The following is an 18,734-nucleotide window of genomic DNA, read 5'->3' on the forward strand; positions in this document are numbered from 1 at the left end:
GAACGAACCAATGGCTACGTCTGTCCGGCACGACATCGTGATTCTTGGCGGCGGCCTCGCCGGGCTTACCCTCGCCATGCAGCTGAGGGCTCAGCACCCGGAGCTGGACATCGTGGTCCTGGAGCGGCGCGAGCATCCCCTGCCCGTGGCAGCACACAAGGTCGGCGAGTCCACGGTGGAAATCGCCGCGCATTACTTCGCACACACGTTGGGGCTACGCGAGCACCTTGAAAAAGATCACATCCGCAAGTTCGGTTTCCGGTTCTTCTTCTCCGAAGGCCGCAACGATCTGGGCGATGTGACCGAACTGGGCGTCAGTCAGGTGCTTCCCACACCCAGCTATCAGCTTGACCGCGGCATCCTCGAAAACTTTCTCGGCGAAGAGGCGCTTCGGCGCGGCATCGACTTCCGCGATGGTGCCAACGTGAAGGCGTTCGACATCGGTCACGGTGACGACGAACACACAGTGCGCTACACCGACGCGCAGGGAGCGACCCATCACCTGTCCTGCCGCTGGCTTCTGGACGCATCCGGCCGCACGGCCTTCATCCGGCGCAAGCTGGACCTGACCCGCGACAACGGCCATCACGCCAACGCTGTGTGGTTCCGCATCAACGACCGCCTCGAAATCGACGGCTGGTGCGACGACACCGTATGGAAAAGCCGCTGCACGCCGCCGGAACGCTGGCGCTCCACCAATCACCTTTGTGGCCCCGGCTACTGGCTGTGGCTCATTCCGCTGTCCTCGGGCGCTCACTCGGTGGGCATCGTGGCCGATGCGCAGATGCACCCCATCGAAACAATGCGCGACTTCGACAAGGCGATGGAATGGATGAAGATCCACCAGCCGGTGGTCTATCGGGAAATCGACAAGCGCCGCGACAAGCTGCTGGATTTCGCCTTCTTCCGGCACTTCTCGTACGGATGCTCGCGAATGTACTCCGCCGACCGCTGGGCACTGACCGGTGAGGCCGGCGCATTCCTCGACCCTTTCTATTCGCCCGGAAGCGATTTCATCGCCATCTCCAACACGTATATCTGCATGCTGGTCGACCTGGACCTGCGCGGCGAACCGCTGGCTCCGTATGCACGCATCTACGAGCGGCTGTTCATGTCGTTCTACGAAAACACGCTGCAAATGTACCGGCACCAGTACCCGCTGTTTGGCGATGCCGAGGTGCTTCCCATCAAGGTCATCTGGGATTACGCCTATTACTGGGGCGTCCTTTGCCAGCTGGTGTTCCAGAAGCGACTGGGCGACACCGCGCTGATCGCCAGCCTGGCGCCCGAGCTGGAAGTGGCGAAGGTGCTCAACGAAGACATGCAGGCGTTCTTCCGTCGCTGGCACGGCGTATCGCGCGGGCGCAATCCGAAGGCCATGCTCGATCAGCGCGAACTGGCCTGGTTCTCGGAAATGAATCGCACGCTGCACGATGTGCTGGATGATGGCGCGTTGATGGCACGCCTGCGCGACAACGTGGAACTGCTCCGCTCACTTGCAGCCACGATTGTGGAACGCGCCGCAGCGCACGAACCCACATTGCTTGACGGCGCATCGCACTTGGTCACACCCGCCGCCGAACGCACCGACCTCTTTGCAGAAGTGGCGTGATCGTCAGGGATGAATGACAGCAGCCCGGCCGCTGGCGAGCAGCACGCCAGCGTGTTCGATGCGGAAGGTGTACTGCGCACCTGACGTGTCGGCGTAAAGACATTCCGCATGAATGTCCAGCGGGCCAGTCAGCGCATCGACATATTCCACGGTCAGTTCCACACCACGAAGGCTTACCAGCATGCCGGGACGCGCGGCGCCCTCGCCGGCCGCGCGTGCGCGCAGCGCGCCATGTACCGCCGTGGCCTGTGCGCCGTACTCAGCAAGATGCACCGCATGGAGGCCACCGCTGCCGCGCAGCGGATGCGTGGGCGATGTGTGGTTGGTGCTTTGCCCGTGGATCACGCGCTCATCCCAAGACAGCACCGTGTCCACCAGGCACATGTCAGCGGCATGCGGGATCAGGTCGATCCAGTCAGTCTTGTCGAGCATGGGGAGCCATGAGAATGGACAGGCAGAAATGGAATGCGACACCGAGACTCACGGTGAGCCCGATGGCGCGCAATACCGGTATGGATGACCAGCCGAGCATGCCGAACACCAACAGTGCAGACACCACACAAACGACCGTGGCGTGCAGCGTGCGCCTCTGTTCGGCAGGGTCGCCCGTGTCGCGCTCGAAGAACAGCGCGTAGTGCAAGCCAAGGCCGGCGGCAAGAATCAGCGCCACCAGATGAAACAGTGACAGCGGAATACCTGCCACGCGCTCCACCGCAAGCACGAGGAACGTAGCCAGCGTCATCGGTGCCAGCACGTGCCAGGCACGACGCACACTGCGAAGCGCCAGCGTGATCGTTACCAGAAGCAGCGCCGTGGCAGCCAGCAGCGCATGAAGGATGCGCGTGCGGTATTCCGCCACCAGTGACTCGGACGCCTCTTTCAGGTCAAGCAAACGCAACTGACCACCAAACTGCGGCGCCAGCGCCGAAATGGCCTCGGGGTCACGCACGCCACTCAACGTGGCAAGTCCGACCCAATGGTCGCCACGCTTCACCAGCATAGCGGCCAGTCGCTGACCCAGTGCGGATTGGGCAAACAGCTCCGGGGTCAGCAGCGGCGCAGTGCGTGCTGCCTCCACGTCGTGTACGAAGGGCGCGAACAGATCCTTGCGAAAAGGCATGCCGGACAGAGCAGCGGTCAGTGCCGCGTCCAGTGTCGCCTGATCGGGCAGTTTTGCCTGACGCGCACGCTGCACGGCTTCGCTGGGCAGATAGGTCGACGGAAGCTCAAACGCGTCCAGCGCTTTGGAAGACACAAGCGCCTGCATGCGCGGCTGAACGGACTGCGATAACGCAATGACATCGTCAGCCGTCTTGCCCTGCATCACCAGCAGGTAGCGCACATCCGGCGCACCCAGTTCGCCGCGCAGACGCGCATCCGTCATCAGCAGGTCGCGAGGCAGCGGCGTCAACGCGGAGAGGTCGTTCTGCCAGAACGGACCCGGCGCGAACACAAGCATGCCCACTGCAACCAGCGCGATGGGAATGGGCAACCAGCGAGGACGCGGAAGGTTGTCCAGCCACCGACGGAACGCGCCCAGACCGGGCGTACTTTCCACGTCGCGCACAGTGTCCGGCAGCAGATAGGGCAACGCGTAACGCGTGGTGAGGCCCGCGGCAAGCAAGCCGGTAATGGTGAACACGGCCAACTGCTTCAGCCCACCCACGCCGGATGCATAAAACGCAAGGTACGCGATACAGGCCGACGCGATGGCCGTGAGCAACAATGGCCACAGACCACGCACGCTTTCAACAGCCGACTCACCCGCACGACGATGACTCAGCAGCCGGATGGGATATTCCTGCGCAACACCCAGCAGCGTGAAGCCGAACGCCAACGTGATGCCATGCACCTGCGGGAAGGCCAGCGTCATCACTGCAATGCCTGCCAGGCCACCACTGACCACCGGCAACGCGCCCAGCAACAGACTGCGCACGCTGCGATAGGCCAGCAGCAACAGGATGATGAAGCCCATGGTGGAAATGCGTCCGATCCAATCCGCTTCTTCACGGGTCTGCGCATTGACCAGCACGCTGAAGTAGCCGGGGCCACTCAACGTCAGGTGCGCTCCCGCGCTGCCCGGCAACGCAGCGAATGCGCTGCGAAGGTGGTCGATGGCAACGCCCTGTGCTTCAGGATCAAAACCGGCAGCGCGCGTCTGCACGAGCATCAGCGCTTCGTGGCGGGACGAGAACCACACACCGTCACGCACCTCGGGTGAACGTACGGGCGTCCAGAGCTCTGCAAGCTTCAGCACTTCCAGCGTGGGGTCACGCGGCAACAGGCCTTTGAGCAAGGTACCGGCAGGCGAACTCAGATCGTCCAGACGCTGTTGCAACTGGTCGGACAGATAGTCCTCGTCCAGCGCCTGCGTATCCAGCGTGGGCGAAAGCAGATACCGGTAAGGCAACAGCCTGTCATCGAGCACGCCCATGTCGAAGTCGCCATTCACCACCTGGGTGAACTGGCTGTCATTCACGAGACTGGTGCGCAACGACCGGCTCAACTGCGCCAGCTGCTCCACAGGCAAACCGTCAATGGCAACAAGCAGCAATCGCGAGCCGGGACCCTCGCCCACCTGCTCCATCAGCAGTGTCTGGTCAGGCGTAGTGGGAGCCGGCATGAAGCTGCGCAGGTCCGTGCTGATGACCAGGCGCTGCGAGATCAACAGACCCAGCGCCGCAAGCACCAGCAACCAGCCAAGCAGCAAGGCGAAACGTGCGCCGCCCCGCATTCAGCAAGCCACCGTCACGGCGTACCGCCGCAGAGCGCAGCAATGGCATCACGCGTGGGGGCATCCGGCATCTTCGTGGCCAGGTCGCCCAGCAGATCCATGGTCACATCACCGTCGGGCTCTTCCATGCGCATGCAGCGCGCCTCGGTACCGGCACCATCGACGCGGATGGACGCAATCTGTTTGGCCACGCGCGGATCGCGCGGCTTGAGCGTCAACGTCCACTGCGAACCCGCATGGGCCACGGTGACATCGAACGAATCGGCCAGACGGGACGGGTCACCACCCAGCAGAGCAACGAAGCTGTCGAGCAGCACCTTGAGCTGGGGCGCGCGTTCCAGTGAAAAACTGCGCGGCTTCCTGCCCTCGCGTTGCTGAGTCACCTGGCCATCGGCGATGGTTGCCGTCTCTTTGGTGGGCAGGTCCACACGACGTTCCAGACGATCACCGCCCAGCCACGACAGCTCGCCGGATACAACCAGCGGCTTGTCCAGCACGCGCATGAAGCGCGCTTCGGCAAACGGCGTGCGCGCGGGCGCGGGGCGCTTCAGCGTGGCAATCAGCGTGTGCGCGTCATCAGCCTGAGGCGTCTGCGCGATGACCGAGGTGAGCGGCGTCAGAGCCAGGATCAGCGCCAGTGTCTTGCCAGAAGTCATAGAAGTTGAACCAGTTGTAGGGGGCCAGGCGCGCGTAATGTTCTAAACGCTGAGCGTACCGGGTAATGATGTCGTCCAGTGCCTGCTGACGACTCTGCCGGGGGATGTCCACGCGATCACTCAGCGACTCGAAGACCAGCCGGTAGCGGTTGCCGCCCTCATACAGGCCCATGCACAGCACCACGGGCACCTGCAACGCGGATGCGACGAGCCAGGGGCCCACGGGAAACGGTGCGGGAGAGCCCAGCAGCGGCGCATGCCGGAGCGCTTCGTGAGCGCGGCCACGATCCGCCAGCAGTGCGACCATGCCGCCGGCCTGGGTGGCCTCAGCCATGGCCAGCGTAATGGAGGTGCCGTCCAGCGACGCATCAATCACGCGCTCACCCACATCCGGCGCGAGGGCTTCCAGAAGCATGGTCAGTGCGGGCGTCTTCTGTTTGTCGAGCACCACGCGCAGGGGAACGTCCGGCCGGCGCGCGCCCAGCGCACGCAGCGCTTCAAAGCTGCCCTGATGCGATCCGATGAGCAGCACGCCCTTGCCCATGGCAATGCGCGCGTCGAGCACGTCGAGGCCTTCGGTATCGATCTGGAAGCGCTTTTCACCGTCTGCCAGCAGAAAAATGCGATCCAGCAGTGTCGCCGCGAAGCAGTGAAAGTGGCGAATCACTTCGGCGGGAGTGGGTTCGCGATGGAGAACCCGCCGCAGATACGCCTTCGACGCTTCCCGCTCAGGGCGGCGTCGAAGATAGAAATAGAAGGCGATGGGATGCAGCAGCAACCGTGCGGCGGGACGCCCCACATGCAGGGCGATGGCGCGGATGAGCCAGATGGCGAAACGGCCGCCACCTTCCCGTTGATTTTGCCAGTGTTCGGTCATGTCGATCCTTCGACGGTGCCGCGTGCCAGCGTGGTGCCGGCATGAACGATCGTAAAGCGCATGCGATGTTCCGCGATTTCAGTGAGGGTGAGCGTTGCGTCCTGCCCAGGCAGCAGGGGCGCCACGAATTTTGCGTCCACAATCGCCTTGAGACGAAGGCCACGCCACTCGCGCAATGCCGTGGCGACCTGTTCCATCAGCAACACCCCCGCCACGATCGGACGCCCCGGGAAATGTCCCCGGAAGCTGGGATGATCGGCCGGGAAATGTATGCCGCGGGTGATTTCGGCAGGCGTGCTCATGGACCACCCCGATGCCAGTTGCGCAGCAGGTCGGGCCAGCGCAACGCGATCTGCGCAGCCATGGCCACGGGATCGGAATGCGGCACACCCCGAAGTATCAGTCGGCGCACGGGATATTCCAGGATAAAGGCCGCCGCTATCACCAGGTAGCAGCCGATATGGGCATACGCCATGTAGAAGCTTCCTCCCAACCGGATGGACGACTCGATGCCAAGGGCGACCAGCAGGCCACCCGGCACGGCGAAGCAAAACACGAGGGCCAGGAGCGACGCCTGAACGGCCAGCAGAACCGCCCAGAAAGCTGTCAACCATCGCGCGTAACGCGCCACACCGGGCAGTTCGAGCCGGTCCCGGCCTTCAATGGTGGCGATGAAATACGCGATCAGTGGCTGACGCCCCCGCATCAGCGTGCGACCGAAGAACCACGCGATGGCACCGTTGATGACCGCAGGCAGCGCGTCCATCAGGACGCCCAGCCAGCCAGACGACGCCAGGGCCACCAGCGCAAGGGCCAGCACGGGCCATGCAACGAAGGCATACGCACGGCGGGCGACGAGCGCCGGCAACAGCAGTGCCGTCAGCAGCGCAAGCATGGCCACAAGGGACATCCACGAGCGATGGGTCGTCGCGCCAACAAGGGCGAGCACGGCGTATACGCCGATGCACACGATCATCGCCGGACGAGCGCGCGTGACGCTCATCGCGGCGGCATCAGGGTGCCCGGTGCTGCTCGATGTGCTCGGACAGCGTGCGCAGGCTGGTGAAGATCCGGCGGTTGTCCGGATTGTCCGAGCGCAACTGGAAGCCATAGCGCTTGGAGACCGCCAGGGCGATTTCCAGGGCGTCGATGGAGTCGAGGCCGAGATCACCGCCGAACAACGGTGCATCGGGGTCAATCTGCCCCGGCTCGGTACCTTCAAGATTAAGACTACTCACAATGAGGGTAGCCAGTTCGTGTTCTGCTGCGGTCTGTTCTGCCATGCTCGTTCCAAATCCCCAAGATCTGCCTCCCCCCGGATGGCAGCGGCCGCGGAGTGTAGCATGCGGCCCCGTTGGCGGGCGGATTCACAGACGTGAAAAGCGTCAATTATCAGTAGCCTGCGTCGTCAGGGATACCTGACGTTATATGATGGACGCCAGGCTTGAAGAACGGAAGAATTGATGACATCCGGCAGTGAACTAAGGGAATGTGATCCGACCGCAGCCCATGCCGCGCCCGACGTCCGCTATGTAAAGCACGACCAGCCGCTGACCCAGGGCGTCCTCGCCTCGCTGGGTTTTGGAGCCACGGCTTTGAGCTCCGCTGACCCGCGCCGTTTCAACGTGGCCCTGGAGCCTCTGGGAACCGCTGTCGCAGAAGAATGGCATGTCACCGGCCCGGTCATATCCGGCACTGACGGTGCCCTGCAGTGGTCGCGTGGCGGTGGCTGGCTGTTCGCTGCCATTGAACTGGATGAAGGCCGCCACGGCGGTGCCGAAGAAACAGCCCGCCTTGCGTATGCTGCGCTGTCCGAATTTGTGGCCGCCTCACCGGAGCGCCATGTCCAGCGCATCTGGAATTACCTCGGCGCCATCAATCAGGGCCAGGGTGACGATGAGCGCTACAAGCACTTCTGCCAGGGTCGCATGGAAGGCATGGGAGACATCTTTGCCCACGGATTTCCGGCTGCCACGGCCATCGGTCACCACGCCACCGCGCATCGTCTGCAGGTGTACCTGCTGGCCAGCAGCCAGCCGGGCACGCGCATCGAGAATCCGCGCCAGGTCAGCGCATGGCAGTACCCGCGTCAGTACGGCCGCACTCCGCCCAGTTTTGCACGGGCCACGCTTCTGCCTGCGGGCGACGTGCTTGCCATTTCCGGCACCGCGTCTGTCGTGGGGCATGCATCTGCGCATGCCGGCAACCTTGACGCCCAGCTGGACGAAACACTGGTCAATCTGGAAACGCTGCTAACCGCCAGCGCACTGCCCCGTAGCTTCGACGCACGCGCACCGCTGAAGGTGTACGTGCGCCACAGGGAACACGAGGCACGCGTGCGCGCCTTTCTCGCTCAACGCCTGCCCGATGCACCGGCACTGCTGCTTCATGGCGATATCTGCCGCGACGACCTGCTGGTGGAAATCGACGGCTGGCGCTACCGCACCTGAGGCATCACCTCGTGCCGCAGCGTGGCACCTGCTGGCGGTAATAGAGCATCAACGCATCGGCCAGCGCCGCATCCGCATCAGGAATCGCCACGTCAATGCTGTGCCAGAACGGATCACCGGACGCATCGAAAGTCGCCGCTTCCCGAACCGGCGGCGAATCAGGCGTGTCGTAGCGAAGCAATACCGTGCACTTGTCCGGGCGGGTCATCGACTTAGGCCTGGGCAGGATGGCCGGCCGGGGTGTGGGGCCTACCATGTCCTCGCGCATGGCGTGCACCTGCGGAAAGAACATGTCGGCGGCATCGTAGATGCAGCCAAGGCATGCGGGGATGTCATAGGTCGACAACCAACCCTGCGCGGGACCGCTGGCCGCCGTGAACAGGAACGAGCTGGTGCCGTCGACGCCGAAGCCGGCGGCATACACTTTCCAGCCGCGTGGCGTGACCATCCAGCCACCGCCGCTCGCAAAGAAGAGCTGGACGCGCGCCAGGACGTCCGGGGTCAGGGTGCTCTTGAAGGGCGGGAGTTTTTCGTCAGCCGACTCCCACTCCCCTTCCATGTCTTTGAGCAGAATGCGCTGCACGGTAACGCCAGGAATGACTTTCCCTGTGGCGTCCTTCGCGACAGCCGGAACCAGTCGATAGTCCTCGCCCTGCACGGACGGGTCGCGGAATGGCGGGCCGCCCAGCGTGTTCTCGCGTGTGGCCGCCACAACCAGGCCACTGATGAGAAGCAGCGCGACCGCGAGAAGCGGCCTGTGCACGTAGCGAAACATGGAAATCCCTTTGGCCCCTGTGATGGCGCGCAGTGTATCTGCGTGCCTCGCGCAGCGGGAGGGATCGGATGGCAGAAACCCGCGGCCTTACTTTTTCTTCACCGGTCGGTGCCAGCCCTCGATGGACGACTGCCGCACGCGGGCCACGGTCAACGCATGAGCAGGCGCATTACGGGTGATGACCGCACCGGCACCGATGGTCGCGCCTTCGTGCAGGGTGACGGGGGCCACCAGAGAACTGTTGGAACCCACGAAAACGTGGTCTTCGATGGTGGTGGTGCTCTTGTTCGCGCCATCGTAGTTGCAGGTGATCGTGCCGGCGCCGATATTCACGCCCTTGCCGATCACGGCATCGCCCAGGTATGTCAGGTGGTTGGCCTTGCTGCCCTCCCCTATGGACGTCTGTTTGGTTTCAACAAAGTTGCCGACGTGCACGCCGGATGCCAGCACGGTGCCCGGACGCAGGCGCGCAAACGGGCCGATGGTGCAGGGGCCATGCGTGACTACGCCGTCGATATCGCAATGCGCCAGCACCACCGTACCCGACGCAAGCTGCGCGTTGCGGATGCGGGTGAATGGCCCGATACGAACGTCATCACCCAGGGTGACCACACCTTCCAGAATGACGTTGACGTCGATCTCGACATCGCTTCCCGCCGTGACGCTTCCACGGACGTCCAAACGTGATGGATCCGCCAGGCGCACGCCCGCCAGCGCGAGTTCGCGTGCCATGCGCTCGCGATACATCGCTTCCAGGCCCGCGAGTTGCCACGGGTCGTTCGCACCGGCGGCTTCCACCTCGTCGCAATCAACGCACAGCGCAGGAACGTTTTCGTCTGCCGCCATGGCGAACACGTCGGTGAGGTAGTACTCGCCCTGCGCATTGCTGTTGTTCAGATGCGATGTCCAGGCCAGCAGCTGCGCTGCATCGCCGGCCACGATACCCGTATTGATGAGATCCACGGCGCGCTGCGCAGCAGTGGCATCTTTTTCTTCGACCACAGCGCGCACGTGGCCGCTGGCATCAAGAATCACGCGGCCGTAGCCCTTGGGCTGATCCAGGCGGGTGGCCAGCATGGCCAGCGGCTCATCGGCCGTGACCAGACGTGCGAGCGTGTCACCGCGAATCAGCGGAACATCACCGTAGAGCACCAGTACACGGCCTTCCAGAACGCCCCGCTCGCGCAGGTGCTCCAGCGCGGTGCGTACCGCGTGGCCAGTGCCCAGACGTTCCGTCTGCTCGATCCAGTCCAGGCTGGAGTCATGCGCGAAAGCGGCAAGCACCTTGTCACCCCGGTGCCCGTGCACGACGTGGATACCGGCAGGGTTCAGCGTGCGCGCTGCATCAATCACGTGCTGCAACAGAGGACGGCCTGCGAGGGGCATCAACACCTTTGCCGACGCAGACTTCATGCGCTTGCCTTCGCCAGCGGCGAGGATGACGACGTGGACGGGAGCGGGAGTCATGGGCAGATTCGATGTTTCGGTGACAGGGCGCCACTTTCGCCGGTTTTGGCAGGCGTGCCAAGTATGGCGGCTTATTCCTTCTCCGGCCTGGCAGTCAGGTGTTCCAGGTTGGGCTTGTATGCCTGCACGAATGCATTACGAAGAATGCCCACGATGGCAGCGAACGTATCGAGGTTCTTTTCGTCAATGTGGCCGCTGATGGGCACGCGCGTGGCGAACTGGTCCTTCTCGTGGTTCTTGAAAATCTGCACCACGCCTTCAGCCACCGCTTCGTAGGCAATCTTGAGCGGCCCCTTCCTGTCCTGCTCCACATCCTGCTTCCAGCTGAAGATCTTCAACCCGTGAAACAGCGGCTTGGCGTAGCCATTCAAATTACGGTCGCGGGCTTCCAGCTCCATGACGAAATCACCCTCACCACCCGCGAAGTCGAGACCTGAATAAGCGCGTGCCAGATCGTTGGCCTTCACCAGCTTGATGTTGCGCACGGTCAGCGAATACTTGAAATCGCCCAGCCGCTCCAGCGGATCAAACGTCGCCGTGGCTTCCAGCGGCGCATCGCCCAGCACCCTGGCTGTCACGTGCAGCCGGGCCACGCGTGAGCCCGCCTGGCTGTCCACGTTGGTCAGATTGGTAGCCGTTCCGTTGACGTCGGTCATCTTGAGATCGACCTTCGGGCTGGATACGAAGTTGTGGAACGTGACCACGCCATCGCTCACATTCACTTCGTCGAGGCGAATGGGCGACAGCGCCTTCAACTGTTCGCGCCAGTCCACACCCTTGCCGGTCTGCGTGTCGCCCTCGCCCTTGCCGTCCACGAAGTTGAGTTCGGGATGGAAGAAGTCGACCTTGCCGCGCACGCGACCGCGCGTGAGAGCACGCCAGCTCAATGCGATATCGGTTCGCTGCGCATTGAACAGAGGTACCGGCACCTTGCCGTCCACCTTGGTGATGACCAGCTGGTTGATGCTGTAAGAGCCGCGCCACAGATGGATGTCGATATCAGCCATATGGCCCGAGTACGAGCCCATGCTGGCCATCCGACCGTTGAGGTAGTTCAGCACCACATAGGGCAGGGCAATGCGCGCCGCAATCAGTACGACGGCAACGATGCCCAGGATCCACAGGCTGCGGCGGTAACGGGTCTTCATGGCGCGAAGCGTCGCAGGACGACGGTGGTCGCAAGATGAAGACGAACGCCGGAAAAAACGAAAAGCCGGCGCAAGGCCGGCTTTTCGCAGAAACGCGGGTAACCGCGACTTAGTGCTTGAGCGTCTTGCGCAGGCGCTCCAGCGCCTGCAACTGTGCCAGGGCTTCGGCCAGCTTGGCCTGTGCCTCGGCAACGTCCAGCGTGTCGCCACGGTTGGCCAGGGCGTCCTCGGCTTCCTTCTTGGCAGCCAGGGCAGCAGCCTCGTCCAGGTCCGCGGCGCGCGCCGCGGTATCGGCGAGGATGGTGACCACCTGCGGCTGCACTTCAAGAATGCCGCCAGACACGTAGAACTGCTGGCGTTCGCCACTGGCAAGCACCACGTCAACGTGGCCGGGCTTCAGGCGGGTGATCAGCGGCGCATGCCGGGGTGCGATACCCAGCTCACCGAGTTCACCGGTGGCGACCACCAGCGTGGCGTCGCCCGAGAAGATCTCGGCTTCGGCGCTGACGATGTCGACACGAATGGTGTGGTTCATGGGCATGTTTCCGTAAACGAGGAGGTATCGGGGTAAGAAGGTGTCCGGGGCCGGCGGGAGGCACCGCTATGCGGCGCCGTCCGTCCGATGACCTCAGGCGGCCTTCTTGGCGCCCATGTCCTCGCCCTTCTTGATGGCTTCGTCGATGCCGCCGACCATGTAGAACGCCTGCTCCGGCAGGTGATCGACTTCGCCGTCGAGAATCATCTTGAAGCCGCGGATCGTGTCCTTCAGCGGCACGTACTTGCCCGGCGAGCCGGTGAAGACTTCGGCCACGTGGAACGGCTGCGAGAAGAAGCGCTCGATCTTGCGGGCACGCGACACCGATTCCTTGTCTTCCTGCGACAGCTCGTCCATACCGAGGATGGCGATGATGTCCTTCAGTTCCTTGTAGCGCTGCAGCGTGCCCTGAACGCGACGGGCAACGTCGTAGTGCTCCTGGCCAATCACGGCCGGGTCAAGCTGGCGGCTGCTGGAATCGAGCGGATCCACGGCCGGGTAGATACCCAGCGACGCGATGTTACGGCTCAGGGTCACGGTCGCATCAAGATGCGCGAACGTGGTGGCCGGCGACGGATCGGTAAGGTCATCGGCGGGAACGTAAACGGCCTGGATCGAGGTGATCGACCCGGTCTTCGTCGAGGTGATGCGCTCCTGCAGCACGCCCATTTCTTCGGCGAGCGTCGGCTGGTAACCCACGGCCGACGGCATACGGCCGAGCAGCGCGGACACTTCGGTACCGGCCAGCGTGTAGCGGTAGATGTTGTCGACGAACAGCAGGACGTCCTTGCCCTTGCCCGACTCGTCCTTCTCGTCGCGGAAGTACTCAGCCATGGTCAGGCCGGTCAGTGCCACGCGCAGACGGTTGCCCGGCGGCTCGTTCATCTGGCCGTAGACCATCGCGACCTTATCAAGGACGTTGGAGTCCTTCATCTCGTGATAGAAGTCGTTGCCTTCACGCGTACGCTCACCCACGCCGGCAAACACGGAAAGACCCGAGTGCGCCTTGGCGATGTTGTTGATGAGCTCCATCATGTTGACTGTCTTGCCCACGCCGGCGCCGCCGAACAGGCCGACCTTGCCGCCCTTGGCGAACGGGCACATCAGGTCGATGACCTTGATGCCTGTTTCCAGCAGTTCGTTCGCGGCAGCCTGGTCGTCGTACGACGGGGCTTCGCGATGGATGACCCAGCGGGTGTCTTCGCCGATCGGGCCGGCTTCGTCGATGGGATTGCCCAGCACGTCCATGATGCGACCGAGCGTCTTGACGCCGACCGGCACCTTGATGCCTTCACCCGTGTTGCGGGCGAGAAGGTTGCGGCGCAGACCGTCGGTCGAACCGAGGGCAATCGTGCGGACGATGCCGTCGCCCAGCTGCTGCTGGACTTCGAGCGTGATTTCGGTTCCGTCGATCTTCAGTGCGTCGTAAACATTCGGCACCTGGTCACGCGGAAATTCAACGTCAACCACCGCACCGATGATCTGAACAACTTTGCCCTGGCTCATGGGTATAGCTCCGGATGAATCTTTCTAAGGTATGTGTTGCGGCGCCGCCGAAACGTCGCCAACGATGGAGTGGATCAGACTGCGGCAGCGCCGCCGACGATTTCCGAGATTTCCTGGGTAATCGCTGCCTGACGGGCCTTGTTGTAGACCAGCGTCAGTTCGTCGATCACCTTGTTCGCGTTGTCCGACGCTGCCTTCATGGCAACCATGCGCGCAGCATGTTCGCTGGCGAGGTTTTCCAGCGCAGCCTGGTACACGACCGACTCGATGTAACGACCCATCACGTGCTCAAGCACCGTGCGGGCATCCGGTTCGTAGATGTAGTCCCAGTCGTGCGTCTGCTCGACCTTGACGTTATCGGCACCGGCACCTTCGGCCTTTTCCATTTCCGTCGCCACCAGCTGCAGCGGCAGCAGGGCGTGGACGGTCGGCTTCTGCACGATGGTGTTCACGAAGTCGTTGTAAACGAGGAACACGCGATCCAGGCGGTTCTCGGTGTATGCGTCAAGCACCACCTTGATGACGCCGATCAGGTCTTCCAGCTTCGGACGGTCGCCCAGATGCGTGGCGCTGCCGATCAGATTCACGCCCTTGATGCGGCGGAAGAACTGAACAGCCTTCTGGCCCACGGCGACGATATCGACTTCGACGCCCTTGCCCTGCCACTCACGTATCGAAGTGAGCGTGCGGCGGAAAAGGTTGGAGTTGAGGCCACCGGCCAGACCGCGATCGGTCGACACCACGAGAAAACCCACGCGCGCAACGTTCGCACGTTCCGTCAGGAACGGATGCGTGAAGTCGGTGCTTGCCTGGGCCACGTGTGCGATGACCTTGCGCATCAGGCGCGCGTAAGGACGCGACGCCTTCATCATGTCCTGCGCCTTGCGAATCTTCGAGGCCGAGACCATTTCGAGCGCGCGCGTCACCTTGCGCATGTTCTGCGTGCTCTTGATCTTGGTTTTGATTTCGCGTCCGCTTGCCATCTCGTACTCGCAGTTGGTGATTCGTCGGGTCGTACAGCGTGAATCCGTCACGTTGCCCGGCAGTGCCGGGCAACCTCAGGTGACGGTTACACCCTTACCAGCTGCCCGTCTTCTTGAACTCGTCAGCGGCGGCCTTGAAGGTGGCCTCGATGTCGTTGTTCCAGTCGCCGGACTTGTCGATCTTGCTCATCAGTTCGCCGTGGTTCGAACGCATGAATGCGTGCAGACCCTTCTCGAACGCGAGCACCTTGTTGACCGGCAGGTCGTCCAGATAGCCCTTTTCAGCGGCATAGACCGACACGCCGAGCTCGGCGATGGACAGCGGCGAGTACTGCGACTGCTTCATCAGCTCGGTCACGCGCTGGCCACGGTCAAGCTGCGCGCGCGTGGCGGCGTCGAGGTCCGAGGCGAACTGGGCGAATGCGGCCAGCTCACGGTACTGGGCGAGCGACAGCTTCACGCCGCCGGAGAGCTTCTTGATGATCTTCGTCTGCGCGGCACCACCGACGCGGGACACCGAGATACCGGCGTTCACGGGCGGACGGATACCTGCGTTGAAGAGGTCGGTTTCCAGGAAGATCTGGCCGTCGGTGATCGAGATCACGTTGGTCGGAACGAACGCGGAGACGTCGCCGGCCTGCGTTTCGATGATCGGCAGGGCCGTCAGCGAACCGGTCTTGCCCTTCACTTCACCGTTGGTCATCTTCTCCACATATTCCTCGCTGACGCGCGAAGCGCGCTCAAGCAGGCGGGAGTGGAGATAGAAAACGTCGCCGGGGTAGGCTTCGCGACCCGGAGGACGCTTCAGCAGCAGCGAAATCTGGCGGTAAGCCACAGCCTGCTTGGACAGATCGTCATAAACGATCAGTGCGTCTTCGCCGCGGTCGCGGAAGTACTCGCCCATGGCGCAACCGGAATACGGTGCGACGTACTGCAGGGCAGCCGCTTCCGATGCCGACGCCACGACAACGATGGTGTTTGCCAGCGCGCCGTTCTCTTCGAGCTTGCGCACGACGTTGGCAATCGACGAGCGCTTCTGGCCGATGGCGACGTAGATGCACTTAATGCCGGAGTTCTTCTGGTTGATGATCGCGTCGATGGCGACGGCGGTCTTGCCCGTCTGACGGTCACCGATGATCAGCTCGCGCTGGCCACGACCGATGGGGATCATCGAGTCGATGGACTTGTAGCCCGTCTGCATCGGCTCATCGACCGACTTACGCCAGATGACGCCCGGCGCAACCTTCTCGATGGGGCTGGTGCCCACGGCGTCGATCGGACCCTTGCCGTCGATCGGGTTACCCAGCGCGTCAACGACGCGGCCAAGCAGGCCCGGGCCGACCGGCACTTCGAGGATGCGGCCGGTGGTCTTGGCGGCATCGCCTTCGCGCAGGTGGGTGTACTCACCCAGCACCACCGCACCCACCGAGTCACGCTCGAGGTTCAGCGCCAGCGCGAAGGTGTTGTTCGGCAGTTCGATCATTTCGCCCTGCATCACATCGGCCAGGCCGTGGATGCGCACGATGCCGTCGGACACGCTGATGATCGTGCCTTCGTTGCGTGCCTCGGCGCCGAGCTTGAACTGCTCGATGCGGGTCTTGATCAGCTCGCTGATCTCGGACGGATTCAGTGTGGTGCTGGACATGGTCGGTTCCTTGGGTTGAGCCGCGCTAGCGGCGCCCGGTGCTATGAGAATCTGGTTAGTGCGTCAGCGCGCTGGCGAGCCGCTGAAGGCGACCGCGCGCAGAGCCGTCGATGACCTGCTCGCCCGTGTCGATGACAACACCGCCAAGCAGCGCCGCGTCCACATGCGTGTCGAGCTCGATCTCGCGCTTGAAGCGGCGCTTGAGCGAGGCACGCAGCGACTCGGTCTGGGCGGCATCGAGATCCAGGGCACTGGTGACCCGGACCTTCATGGTCGACTCGGACTCAAGCTTCAGTTCGTCGAACAGCGCGGCGATTTCCGGCATCAGGTGCAGGCGACCGTTCTCGGCCAGTTCCTCAAGGAACCGCGCGAACGGAGCGTCGTTACCCATGCCTTCGGGAAGATGCAGCGCGACCAGCTGTGCCGGAAGCACGCGCGGGTCGTTAATCAGGCCGGCCACCCGGACGTCCGCCGCCACAGCGGCAGCGAAGCCAAGGGCACGGGACCAGTCGGCCAGCGAACCCGACGCATGCGCCACTTCAAAGGCGGCACGTGCGTAGGGGCGGGCAAGGGTGAGAGCCTGGGCCATGATCAGATCTCGGCAGCAAGCTGGTCGAGAAGCGCCTTGTGGGCCGCCGGATCGATTTCGCGCTGGACGATCTTCTCGGCGCCCTTGATGGCAAGTGCACCCACCTGTTCGCGAAGCTGCTCACGCGCACGCTGAGCCATCGAAGCGATCTCGTCCTGGGCCTGGGCCTTCAGACGGTTGATCTCTTCCGTAGCTTCGGCACGGGCCTTCTCAAGCAGCTGGTTACCCTGCTGCTGGGCCTTGTCGATGATCTCGGTAGCCTGCAGACGAGCCTGCTTGATCTCAACGGCGACCTTGGCGTCCGCGTCCTTGAGTTCCGCGCGGGCACGCTCGGCGGCGGCGAGGCCATCGGCAACCTTCTTCTGACGCTCTTCGATGGCACCGCTGATCTGGGGCCAGATGAACTTGGTGGTGAACCAGACCAGGATCGCAAAAGAGATCATCTGGCCCAGGAAGGTCATGTTGATTTCCATGATCTCTCCGTTTACTCCGAACGCGTTTGGACGAACGGTTGCCGTGGCGAAACGCCACGGCAACGGCGATCACACTATTAGTGAGCCAGGGCAGCCTGGAGCACGCTGATCAGCGGGTTCGAGAAGGCGAACAGCAGGGCGACGGCCAGACCGATAATGAACGCGGCGTCGATCAGACCGGCGAGCAGGAACATGCGACCCTGCAGCAGCGGAACCAGTTCCGGCTGACGAGCGGCCGACTCGAGGAACTTCGCACCCATGAGCGCGATACCGAGACAGGCGCCCAGCGCGCCGAGGCCGATGATGATGCCGATGGCAATGGCGGTCAGGCCCTGCACGTGTGCGATGAGTTCCATGGTGTTCTCCTGCGATGCGTAATTATTAAAGGTGGACTAAACGAAACAGAATGGGACTAAAGGGTCTAACGTCAGTGCTGCGGTGTTAGTGGTGTTCACGCGCCGTGGCGATGTAGACGATCGTCAGCATCATGAAGATGAACGCCTGCAAGGCGATGATCAGGATGTGGAAGATCGCCCACGCCGTGTTGAACACGACGCCAGGAACAAAGCTGATCCAGCTAACCATCAGACCGGCAATCAGCATGAACACCAGTTCGCCACCGTACATGTTGCCGAACAGTCGCATGGCGAGCGACACAGGCTTCGACAGAGTTTCGACGACGTTGAGAAAGAAGTTGGGCAGTACGAGGATAGCCTTGAACACCGGGTTTTCCGCGTGGAACGGTGCGGTCACCAGTTCCTTGCCGAAGCCGAAGCCGCCCTTGGCCTTGATGCCGTGACCAATGACGATGAACAGCACGGCGACCGACAGGCCGACGGTGGTGTTGATGTCTGCGGTGGGCACCATGCGGAAGAACGTGTGGTGCGCCGTCTCGGGGCCGCCAACCATGTGCACGACCCAGCCCGCCAGATCCACCGGCAGGAGGTCCATTGCATTCATGAAGAACACCCACATGAAGATGGACAGCGCCAGCGGCGTAACCGTGCGACGGTCGCCGTGGAAGGTGTCTTTCACCTGGGTGTCGACGAACTCGACGATGATTTCAACGAAAGCCTGACCCTTGGAAGGGACACCCGACGTGGCCTTGCGGGCATACAGCCAGAACCACAGGCAGAACAACGCGCCCAGGACGAACGAGACGACGATCGAGTCGACACGCACGTTCCAGAACGCACCTGCGTCCGGACGGAAGTTGATCACCATGTGGTTCAGGTGATGCTGGATGTATTCGGTCAGACCGCCCTGCGGTTCGCTCACCATGCC

General features: G+C 62.9%; 20 protein-coding genes. 2 read left to right on the forward strand and 18 right to left on the reverse strand.

Annotated features, from left to right (window positions below; genetic code table 11):
* Positions 1–10 precede the first annotated feature (10 nt).
* A complete protein-coding gene (locus FHW69_RS04765; protein ID WP_183421845.1) occupies positions 11–1,612 on the forward strand; it encodes a tryptophan 7-halogenase in 1,602 nt (533 codons plus the stop codon).
* Between the two features lie 3 nt (positions 1,613–1,615).
* On the opposite strand, the gene FHW69_RS04770 is transcribed toward FHW69_RS04765, so the two are convergent.
* Genes FHW69_RS04770 through FHW69_RS04800 form a run of 7 tightly spaced genes read right to left on the reverse strand, consistent with a single transcriptional unit; the run spans position 1,616 to position 7,162 of the window.
* Positions 1,616–2,044, reverse strand: a complete 429-nt coding sequence (locus FHW69_RS04770; RefSeq protein ID WP_183421846.1) for a phosphotransferase — start codon at positions 2,042–2,044, stop codon at positions 1,616–1,618.
* Positions 2,028–4,346, reverse strand: coding sequence for an MMPL family transporter (locus FHW69_RS04775; RefSeq protein WP_183421847.1), 2,319 nt, complete (start codon positions 4,344–4,346; stop codon positions 2,028–2,030). Before FHW69_RS04775 ends, FHW69_RS04770 begins: the two co-directional genes overlap by 17 nt.
* 14 nt (positions 4,347–4,360) lie before the next feature.
* Positions 4,361–5,002: a LolA-related protein gene (locus FHW69_RS04780; RefSeq protein ID WP_221195369.1), complete on the reverse strand. Its 642-nt coding sequence runs from the start codon at positions 5,000–5,002 to the stop codon at positions 4,361–4,363.
* On the reverse strand, positions 4,923–5,879 hold the full coding sequence (locus tag FHW69_RS04785) for an acyltransferase (protein ID WP_183421848.1): 957 nt from the start codon (positions 5,877–5,879) through the stop codon (positions 4,923–4,925). Before FHW69_RS04785 ends, FHW69_RS04780 begins: the two co-directional genes overlap by 80 nt.
* On the reverse strand, positions 5,876–6,181 hold the full coding sequence (locus FHW69_RS04790) for a hydroxymyristoyl-ACP dehydratase (protein ID WP_183421849.1): 306 nt from the start codon (positions 6,179–6,181) through the stop codon (positions 5,876–5,878). Before FHW69_RS04790 ends, FHW69_RS04785 begins: the two co-directional genes overlap by 4 nt.
* Positions 6,178–6,882 (reverse strand): xanthomonadin biosynthesis protein, encoded by a 705-nt coding sequence (locus FHW69_RS04795; protein WP_183421850.1) that lies wholly within the window; start codon positions 6,880–6,882, stop codon positions 6,178–6,180. The genes FHW69_RS04790 and FHW69_RS04795 overlap by 4 nt, the downstream gene beginning before the upstream one ends.
* Before the next feature lie 10 nt (positions 6,883–6,892).
* Positions 6,893–7,162, reverse strand: a complete 270-nt coding sequence (locus FHW69_RS04800; RefSeq protein ID WP_183421851.1) for a phosphopantetheine-binding protein — start codon at positions 7,160–7,162, stop codon at positions 6,893–6,895.
* A gap of 180 nt (positions 7,163–7,342) precedes the next feature.
* Between FHW69_RS04800 and FHW69_RS04805 the strand changes: the two genes are divergently transcribed.
* Positions 7,343–8,329, forward strand: a complete 987-nt coding sequence (locus FHW69_RS04805; RefSeq protein ID WP_255494508.1) for a pteridine-dependent deoxygenase — start codon at positions 7,343–7,345, stop codon at positions 8,327–8,329.
* A gap of 4 nt (positions 8,330–8,333) precedes the next feature.
* On the opposite strand, the gene FHW69_RS04810 is transcribed toward FHW69_RS04805, so the two are convergent.
* From FHW69_RS04810 to atpB, 11 genes are all read right to left on the reverse strand, one after another.
* Entirely contained in the window at positions 8,334–9,104 is a 771-nt protein-coding gene (locus tag FHW69_RS04810; protein WP_183421852.1) for a DUF4850 domain-containing protein, read from the reverse strand.
* 87 nt (positions 9,105–9,191) lie between these two features.
* Positions 9,192–10,571 (reverse strand): bifunctional UDP-N-acetylglucosamine diphosphorylase/glucosamine-1-phosphate N-acetyltransferase GlmU, encoded by a 1,380-nt coding sequence (gene glmU / locus FHW69_RS04815; RefSeq protein ID WP_183421853.1) that lies wholly within the window; start codon positions 10,569–10,571, stop codon positions 9,192–9,194.
* Positions 10,572–10,642: 71 nt separating this feature from the next.
* Entirely contained in the window at positions 10,643–11,719 is a 1,077-nt protein-coding gene (locus tag FHW69_RS04820) for a DUF748 domain-containing protein (RefSeq protein WP_183421854.1), read from the reverse strand.
* A gap of 109 nt (positions 11,720–11,828) precedes the next feature.
* Positions 11,829–12,254 (reverse strand): F0F1 ATP synthase subunit epsilon, encoded by a 426-nt coding sequence (locus FHW69_RS04825; protein ID WP_183421855.1) that lies wholly within the window; start codon positions 12,252–12,254, stop codon positions 11,829–11,831.
* Between the two features lie 93 nt (positions 12,255–12,347).
* Positions 12,348–13,760 carry a F0F1 ATP synthase subunit beta gene (atpD, locus tag FHW69_RS04830; protein ID WP_183421856.1) on the reverse strand — a complete coding sequence of 471 codons (1,413 nt, stop codon included), beginning with the start codon at positions 13,758–13,760 and terminating at the stop codon, positions 12,348–12,350.
* Positions 13,761–13,834: 74 nt separating this feature from the next.
* Positions 13,835–14,743, reverse strand: coding sequence for a F0F1 ATP synthase subunit gamma (gene atpG, locus FHW69_RS04835; RefSeq protein ID WP_183421857.1), 909 nt, complete (start codon positions 14,741–14,743; stop codon positions 13,835–13,837).
* A gap of 94 nt (positions 14,744–14,837) precedes the next feature.
* Positions 14,838–16,388 carry a F0F1 ATP synthase subunit alpha gene (atpA, locus tag FHW69_RS04840; RefSeq protein WP_183421858.1) on the reverse strand — a complete coding sequence of 517 codons (1,551 nt, stop codon included), beginning with the start codon at positions 16,386–16,388 and terminating at the stop codon, positions 14,838–14,840.
* A gap of 55 nt (positions 16,389–16,443) precedes the next feature.
* A complete protein-coding gene (locus FHW69_RS04845) occupies positions 16,444–16,977 on the reverse strand; it encodes a F0F1 ATP synthase subunit delta (RefSeq protein ID WP_183421859.1) in 534 nt (177 codons plus the stop codon).
* Positions 16,978–16,979: 2 nt separating this feature from the next.
* The gene (locus tag FHW69_RS04850; protein ID WP_183421860.1) at positions 16,980–17,450 is read right to left on the reverse strand and encodes a F0F1 ATP synthase subunit B; all 471 of its coding nucleotides are present in this window, start codon (positions 17,448–17,450) and stop codon (positions 16,980–16,982) included.
* Between the two features lie 77 nt (positions 17,451–17,527).
* Positions 17,528–17,806: a F0F1 ATP synthase subunit C gene (gene atpE, locus FHW69_RS04855; RefSeq protein ID WP_183421861.1), complete on the reverse strand. Its 279-nt coding sequence runs from the start codon at positions 17,804–17,806 to the stop codon at positions 17,528–17,530.
* A gap of 85 nt (positions 17,807–17,891) precedes the next feature.
* Positions 17,892–18,731 carry a F0F1 ATP synthase subunit A gene (gene atpB, locus FHW69_RS04860; protein WP_183421862.1) on the reverse strand — a complete coding sequence of 280 codons (840 nt, stop codon included), beginning with the start codon at positions 18,729–18,731 and terminating at the stop codon, positions 17,892–17,894.
* Positions 18,732–18,734 lie beyond the last annotated feature (3 nt).

Origin of the sequence: Luteibacter sp. Sphag1AF (assembly GCF_014192715.1) — a bacterium.
Lineage (GTDB): Bacteria > Pseudomonadota > Gammaproteobacteria > Xanthomonadales > Rhodanobacteraceae > Luteibacter.

Bases quoted from the DNA above. Each gene is read 5' to 3' on its own strand.
- FHW69_RS04765 (WP_183421845.1), top strand. From the start codon at position 11: ATGGCTACGTCTGTCCGGCACGACATCGTGATTCTTGGCGGCGGCCTC.
- FHW69_RS04770 (WP_183421846.1), bottom strand. From the start codon at position 2,044: ATGCTCGACAAGACTGACTGGATCGACCTGATCCCGCATGCCGCTGAC.
- FHW69_RS04775 (WP_183421847.1), bottom strand. From the start codon at position 4,346: ATGCGGGGCGGCGCACGTTTCGCCTTGCTGCTTGGCTGGTTGCTGGTG.
- FHW69_RS04780 (WP_221195369.1), bottom strand. From the start codon at position 5,002: ATGACTTCTGGCAAGACACTGGCGCTGATCCTGGCTCTGACGCCGCTC.
- FHW69_RS04785 (WP_183421848.1), bottom strand. From the start codon at position 5,879: ATGACCGAACACTGGCAAAATCAACGGGAAGGTGGCGGCCGTTTCGCC.
- FHW69_RS04790 (WP_183421849.1), bottom strand. From the start codon at position 6,181: ATGAGCACGCCTGCCGAAATCACCCGCGGCATACATTTCCCGGCCGAT.
- FHW69_RS04795 (WP_183421850.1), bottom strand. From the start codon at position 6,882: ATGAGCGTCACGCGCGCTCGTCCGGCGATGATCGTGTGCATCGGCGTA.
- FHW69_RS04800 (WP_183421851.1), bottom strand. From the start codon at position 7,162: ATGGCAGAACAGACCGCAGCAGAACACGAACTGGCTACCCTCATTGTG.
- FHW69_RS04805 (WP_255494508.1), top strand. From the start codon at position 7,343: ATGACATCCGGCAGTGAACTAAGGGAATGTGATCCGACCGCAGCCCAT.
- FHW69_RS04810 (WP_183421852.1), bottom strand. From the start codon at position 9,104: ATGTTTCGCTACGTGCACAGGCCGCTTCTCGCGGTCGCGCTGCTTCTC.
- glmU (WP_183421853.1), bottom strand. From the start codon at position 10,571: ATGACTCCCGCTCCCGTCCACGTCGTCATCCTCGCCGCTGGCGAAGGC.
- FHW69_RS04820 (WP_183421854.1), bottom strand. From the start codon at position 11,719: ATGAAGACCCGTTACCGCCGCAGCCTGTGGATCCTGGGCATCGTTGCC.
- FHW69_RS04825 (WP_183421855.1), bottom strand. From the start codon at position 12,254: ATGAACCACACCATTCGTGTCGACATCGTCAGCGCCGAAGCCGAGATC.
- atpD (WP_183421856.1), bottom strand. From the start codon at position 13,760: ATGAGCCAGGGCAAAGTTGTTCAGATCATCGGTGCGGTGGTTGACGTT.
- atpG (WP_183421857.1), bottom strand. From the start codon at position 14,743: ATGGCAAGCGGACGCGAAATCAAAACCAAGATCAAGAGCACGCAGAAC.
- atpA (WP_183421858.1), bottom strand. From the start codon at position 16,388: ATGTCCAGCACCACACTGAATCCGTCCGAGATCAGCGAGCTGATCAAG.
- FHW69_RS04845 (WP_183421859.1), bottom strand. From the start codon at position 16,977: ATGGCCCAGGCTCTCACCCTTGCCCGCCCCTACGCACGTGCCGCCTTT.
- FHW69_RS04850 (WP_183421860.1), bottom strand. From the start codon at position 17,450: ATGGAAATCAACATGACCTTCCTGGGCCAGATGATCTCTTTTGCGATC.
- atpE (WP_183421861.1), bottom strand. From the start codon at position 17,806: ATGGAACTCATCGCACACGTGCAGGGCCTGACCGCCATTGCCATCGGC.
- atpB (WP_183421862.1), bottom strand. From the start codon at position 18,731: ATGGTGAGCGAACCGCAGGGCGGTCTGACCGAATACATCCAGCATCAC.